Raw genomic sequence first — 5312 nt, forward strand, 5'->3', positions numbered from 1 at the left:
ATATTGAGTGTTTCATTTTAGTATTTCTATTAAGGTTACAGGAATTTAGTCTAAAATTGTGAATTACGTTCTTGAGGTTACTGAAATTTAGTCTTATCCTTGTACTACACTAATAATCTGTTACCTGAAACTAATTACTATGACTGACCATCGACAGTTGATCACAACTGAAGACTACCGTGAATTGCCTAATGACTTTTTTAAGAAAAGCCATGCTTTAGTTTTTAGCCAGCTAGGACTGACGGCGAGAGAGCATGATACATTTGCACTCTTCCTCTCTCGACTACACGAAGACCATTGGGTTGCGTATCAGGAAGGTCGACACGTATACGCACCTGAATATACGTTTCAATCTGAAGTGTTAAAGGAGTGGTTTGGTCTTTCAGCAAAGCAGCTTTATCCAACATTAAAGCCTATGGCTAAAAGGCTCTCATCGCGCAAAGTAGGCTTAATGAACGATGCTGATCAAGAATTTGATTTTATGCCTCTTTTTAGTCGAGTTGCGTATAAAAAAGGGGCGCTAATTATGGTGCCTAACGCTGAATTAATGGATGCTTATCTTGCTCAGTCAGCTGGCCACGCTCAAATTAACCATTTATCTTTTCGTAGTTTGAAGTCAGAACATTCTAAGCGCCTTTACACTATTCTATCTCGCTTTAAAAAGCCTGGAATGAAGTTGCATGAGCAATCGATAGCGCAATTACATGGTTTATTCGGTCTCTTAGATGAGCAAGGGAAGTTAACCAAATCCAGTTACACCAACAACAAGGTCTTCATGGAACGATGTATTCGTAAGCCAATCGAAGAGCTTGCTTCTAACGAAGAAGTGAGAAAAGAGCTAAGCTTTTTGGTTGATGAAGAGTCTGGATCGTATGGTTATAAAGCTCGTTATCGAGGAAAGAGTATTGTTGCGCTTGAGTTCCTTTTCCAATGGAAGCAAAAAAGTGACAATAAAGGTGAGGCATTGGAAAGAGCAAAGTTAGCTGAAGAGCTAGCACCTGATAACCCGATGTTAAAACTCGCAAAAGAAGCCTTTAATATTGTACTTTCATACCCTGTCAATGGTGAGTTAAGTAAACACCATAAACTCGCCATTGAAAGTGTTAGGATGGGTATTATCGTAATGCCTGCAGATATGCAGTTTGATTCTATTTTCTATCACAGGTTAGAGTTAATGGAATTATGATTTTCAGGTAACAGATTTTTAGTGTTTTGCAGCTAACACTAAAAATTTGTTACCTTCAGTGATACTGATCTCAAGTTTTATATTCATCAACTTTGTTATGACATCTAAATAATGAGGTGGTTTGTTGTTCATAGGGCAAAACAACCCCCATTGTCCCCATTAAAAACCCCGCTCATTGGCGGGGTTGTTATTTACTTATCTTGCACTTTTTCAGAAACAAACCGTATGATATCGTCATACACATCAACGGGCAATCTACTCAATTCAATCTTAAGCCCCCGCTTATCACTGCTGTGAGATACCTTTGCATACTTGTTCTTGTCATCGAACAGCGCTAATGGTTTAGTCTTCCAGCTTATTTTATCTTTACCCTTTAAAAGCTTCGACTCCATCTGAGCAAGAACTTGCTTTTGTTTATCTTCTACAGAGACTAAATTATCTACATCCACCTTAAGTGAACTGATGAAATGTGCCGTTGTAGTACCTTCTTTATCTAACTGCTTTTCCACTTTAGCCAGCTTAGCGTAGTAACCATTTGGGATCCCTTCGCAATCAGGAAAGACCTCAATCAAACGCTGATCAACTGATGCTGCAGCAAAGCGCTTTCGGCAAGTTTCACGTCCAATATTCAGATAGTCAGCTAGTTCATCGAGCTTCGTAAAGCCTTGTGCTTGCATCACGCTTTTGTAATCAGCTCCCAATTCTCGGTAAGACAAGCGCTTTACAGATTGAGTAGTTTGAATAAAAGCGAGCAAATCAGCTTGGTCGATCTCCCCTTCAATAACCCATAGAGGTAAATCTTTTTTAGCATGGATGCAAGTGAAACGGCGACGTGAGCTATCAAGTAACTGGTAAGTGCCCTGCCCGTCTTTGGTCGCGACGCCTTCAGTATGTACGCCCTCTTCCTGAACGCTTGGTAATATATCACGCACAGCATCAAGCGTAAGCGAATCTTGGCGACGTGGATTTAAAGGGTGAATTGCAGTTTTAACTTCAAGTTCATCTGATTTAACCACCACTCTTTCTGCAGTGGCTGTTTTACCGCTAGCAAACGTGAATGTTTTTTTAGGGGGTTCGGCTTTAACTCGTTTTCCTAATTGATTGCCTTGGTTAAAGCCGGTTCGCTTGTCTTGAGGTCGTAACATGTTATAGCCCTTTTGTTGCTAGCTGCTTAATTTCAGTGATGAATTGGTGGTACACGGCATTCACCGATGTCATAGCTAAATCAAATTGTTTACCACTACAAATCTGCTCTGATTTTCGAATATCCAGTACTGTACGGTTGCTTTCCGCAGCCGCGACAAACGCTTCAGAGTGACGGATCGCTGTTGATAATAAATGCCCTTGCGCCGCACGCAGCAATTTATCAAACACTTTAACTTCATGAGCGCTCTTCTCATCGAAGTTCACTGGAAGCAATTTAGCCCACTTTAAATTTTTTCCTTGTGATGGTAATGCTCTAAATGTACCTGGCATAGTGGCCATGTAGTTACTCGTTGAGGCAAAATCAAACTCTCGTGGGGTGACTGGAATCAAGACCGCATCAGCCGCCTCATTCACTGCCCAGAGAATTGGAGAGTTCTGTGGGGGCGTATCGATGAAGATTAGGTCGTACTCTTCTTTAAGTATGGGTAAGATTTTTTCACGCAACACACTCAGCAAATTCCGTTGACCTATTTCATCTTGCCCCCAGTAAGAATCGACAAAGCGTTCGTCTGATGGGAAGGCAGGAATCACATCTAAGTTAGGGAGGTGAGTCTTAAACGGAATCGCTTTAACTAACTCGTCATAACGGTAGTCATTAAGGTATTGAGAAAAATCACCTTCGGGCTCTTGGCCTGCTAGCGCGATATCAACAGCTGTCATGTAGACTGATTCATCGTCGGCTTGATGAATCAGGTTTTGGCCTGTTGAGCCTTGGGGATCTAAATCTATCACTAGGCAGCGTGCATTAAGATTAAGATCAAGCGCAGCAGTGGTCGCTAGGGTCACTGTCGTGGTGGATTTGCCAGTGCCCCCTTTATGGTTTTCCACTACAACGGTTGTCGATTCAAAGCGCTGGTTGTACTTAGGAAAGTTCATGAACTCCATCATATTGGCGACGTCGAAGCGATTATACAGGTGAGTGCGTCCTTGGATAATAGGAGCGCCAACGACGCCCTGCTCGGTTGCTTCATCTATTCTAGAATTGAAGGTCACACGAGATAAGCCAAACAGCTCTTGAAGCTCTTTCTTCTTCAATGAGTGATTATAGATAAGCCTATCAACACTCCCCTCAATTTCTGTATCAGTTACTTTGATCTGCATACGCTCTTTGATAACGGCTTTCAGATCTGATTGCTCTTGCTGCATACGTTCACAAACAAGTTCTAATGAATCGATGATGGTGGTCATTGGGTGCCCTTAATGCCTTAATCTTATATAACCAATATAAAGCACTAAGGATGGAAATTAAACCTTTAAAGAATATTTTTAATTAATAAAGGTTTAAGTTTGATGGGTATCTAAACGGGGACAATGGGGGTTGTTTTCAAAAAAACCTTATCAAATCACTCTGAATATTATTCTTTCATCTGGTTTAACAGTGGTGGTGCACGAGACTTAATTAAGGGTAATAAGTACGCATTTGAGAGAGCACTAGACGTGATTTTAAAAGAGCGATCTGCTTATCGGCGTTGGGAAATTTAAGCAGGTCCGCTTTTAATAGCGGTCTACCAGTAATAGTCGGTGCTCTATTTACGGTTGAATCCAAAGGATTCTTCAACGTATTGAATAAACTTAAATAACGAGATTAACCTTGTTATTCTTAGCGTGTTCAAGTCACGCCTTAATTGTTAATTATGTTTGGGCTGGGGCGCGGTTGTATCACCTTGACTACATTGAGCTCAGGCTCTTCGGACGTTCTTCCACCGGATTATAAGAGTTAGCGACCATTCATGAGCCTTAACTTAAAGTACTATCAAGCAATAGACCAAACGATTTCAAACGCCTCCCCTCTCTTTATTATTCATTTGACCAAAGCCAAGCCTATTGGCTTACACAAAAAAGAAATGAGTTTTTGGTAGAGTTCATCAAGCCAAAGATAAAACAGCCTCAATATTCTAAATGTAAGAAAGAGCTGAAGACCATGCTGAGTATAGGCAGGAATGCCAAGGGCAACCTAGAGGAAAATTTATGGCAAATGAACGAAATTAACCTCAGTTATCAAGCCAAATTCACTCATTAGGATGAGCTCTACATCATGTTGACCGCTCTCTTTGAACAGCAGTGTTTTGCCTCAATGTTAGAAAATGAAACCTTTTTCTAAGAAGGTTAAAACTCATCGATTAAATACGTTGATTGATAAAGTCCAAGGTACAGGAGCCTATCGAGTGGAAGTGGGTCATATTGATGATCAGGAAGTTATTCATCTGCTACTGCATAGGACTGAAAAGTAAATGCTAGTCGATCTGTTGAAAGTTCGGGAATGTCTTACTGCTCGATTTTTGGTTTATGTCAGTCCTAATAGGGATCCTGATATGAGTGTGGTGATGAAAGCGGTGGAGGGGGGGGATGAATGCATGATTCATTCCCTAGGAAACTATACTTATGCTGCAAAGGTATTGGGACTCGATCGTGGCACAGTAAAAAGGAGGTATGAACGCTTTCTCAAAGAGAAAGGTGAGATGAATTGTATAAGGACATAGGTCATGGTTCATTTATCTGGTCGTTATCACTCCGCTCGGTTTATTCCTTCGCTTTGCTCCTCTGTCGACAACTTGAGTTGCTTTATCGAGCCTGCTCGATGAGCTTCTACGTTCCTGAGAACAATCACCCAAGGCACTTCTCTCTTCGTTCGAGGCACCTCGTCCTCTCTCCTCGTTGATCTCTCTGTCTTTGAATAAGTTCGAATAAGGGCTTGTTTTCTTATGCGCCGATTTCTTTCACTCGCCTCATTTTTGGGTTCGCAGGCTGTTAACCGTCTCTCCCCACAACCTGTTTTTCAAGGGAGGCTTCGCCGCTGTGCGCCCTTGCAAAGCAGAACGATGTTGAGGAGCGGACAGCCAAGCGGCTCCGAAAAGTGATACTCAAACAGAAAGGAAATTCTCATGGCGCAACAAAACTCAATCCCAACTCTCTCTAATTC

The 5312-nt window shown here is 41.6% G+C and carries 4 protein-coding genes; 2 read left to right on the plus strand and 2 right to left on the minus strand.

The window, feature by feature from the left end:
* Window positions 1-139 precede the first annotated feature (139 nt).
* Entirely contained in the window at window positions 140-1186 is a 1047-nt protein-coding gene (locus AB4496_RS05185) for a replication initiation protein (RefSeq protein WP_017099008.1), read from the plus strand.
* A gap of 191 nt (window positions 1187-1377) precedes the next feature.
* Here AB4496_RS05185 and AB4496_RS05190 read toward each other — a convergent pair whose 3' ends face one another.
* Window positions 1378-2331: a ParB family protein gene (locus AB4496_RS05190; protein WP_102258082.1), complete on the minus strand. Its 954-nt coding sequence runs from the start codon at window positions 2329-2331 to the stop codon at window positions 1378-1380.
* Window position 2332: 1 nt separating this feature from the next.
* On the minus strand, window positions 2333-3580 hold the full coding sequence (locus tag AB4496_RS05195) for a ParA family protein (protein WP_102258081.1): 1248 nt from the start codon (window positions 3578-3580) through the stop codon (window positions 2333-2335).
* Window positions 3581-4244: 664 nt separating this feature from the next.
* Here AB4496_RS05195 and AB4496_RS05200 point away from each other — a divergent pair.
* Window positions 4245-4412, plus strand: coding sequence for a hypothetical protein (locus AB4496_RS05200; protein WP_371700257.1), 168 nt, complete (start codon window positions 4245-4247; stop codon window positions 4410-4412).
* The last annotated feature ends 900 nt before the right edge of the window (window positions 4413-5312 follow it).

This window comes from Vibrio sp. 10N.222.46.A1, from assembly GCF_041473595.1.
GTDB lineage: Bacteria > Pseudomonadota > Gammaproteobacteria > Enterobacterales > Vibrionaceae > Vibrio > Vibrio tasmaniensis_A.

Excerpts from the sequence above, each read along its gene's own strand:
- AB4496_RS05185 (WP_017099008.1), top strand. The coding sequence starts at position 140 with ATGACTGACCATCGACAGTTGATCACAACTGAAGACTACCGTGAATTG.
- AB4496_RS05190 (WP_102258082.1), bottom strand. The coding sequence starts at position 2,331 with ATGTTACGACCTCAAGACAAGCGAACCGGCTTTAACCAAGGCAATCAA.
- AB4496_RS05195 (WP_102258081.1), bottom strand. The coding sequence starts at position 3,580 with ATGACCACCATCATCGATTCATTAGAACTTGTTTGTGAACGTATGCAG.